Consider the following 510-nt stretch of genomic DNA (forward strand, 5'->3'; position numbering starts at 1 on the left):
CAGTGCTGCCGCAATACGCACGGAAGAGGATTCGTCTTTAAGTAGTGGTTCCACCATGCGCCAGCGGTTTTCAATCGCGTAAGGTTGCGCGCCGACTATCGCAGCTTCGCGAATTGCCGCGTCTTTATCTTGTAAACCTCGAGCAACAGCCACCAGAGCATTCTGGTTTGGGTAATTACCCAGTTCGCGCAGCGCTTGAACACGTTGTTCGGTCGGCAACTTTTGGTCTTGGGCTTGATAAGCGAGCTTAGAAATCACTTGCTGCGGCGTTGGTTGTTGCACTTGCTCTGCCGCCGTCGGCTGAGCTTGCGTTTGTTCCGTCGGCGTTTGCGCCATAACAGAATGATTAATGCCCGCGCCTAATGTGACCGCCAATAACGACTTAGAAAACATCTTCACTTTGTTCGATCGACGTTTGCGCGGTGCCAAACACGGTGTCTTTAACAGGGGGGCTTCTGTAGACAATGACATACCAATTCCTCAAAATTTTGTTTCGAATACTGGGCGTTG

The 510-nt window shown here is 51.2% G+C and carries 1 protein-coding gene; it reads right to left on the bottom strand.

Going from position 1 to position 510, the window contains the following annotated elements:
* Window positions 1-471, bottom strand: a 471-nt coding sequence (locus R7Q46_RS30515; RefSeq protein ID WP_411978800.1) for a HEAT repeat domain-containing protein, incomplete at its 3' end; no start/stop codon positions are given.
* Window positions 472-510: the final 39 nt, after the last annotated feature.

The sequence above is a fragment of the Vibrio sp. 811 genome, assembly GCF_033339195.1.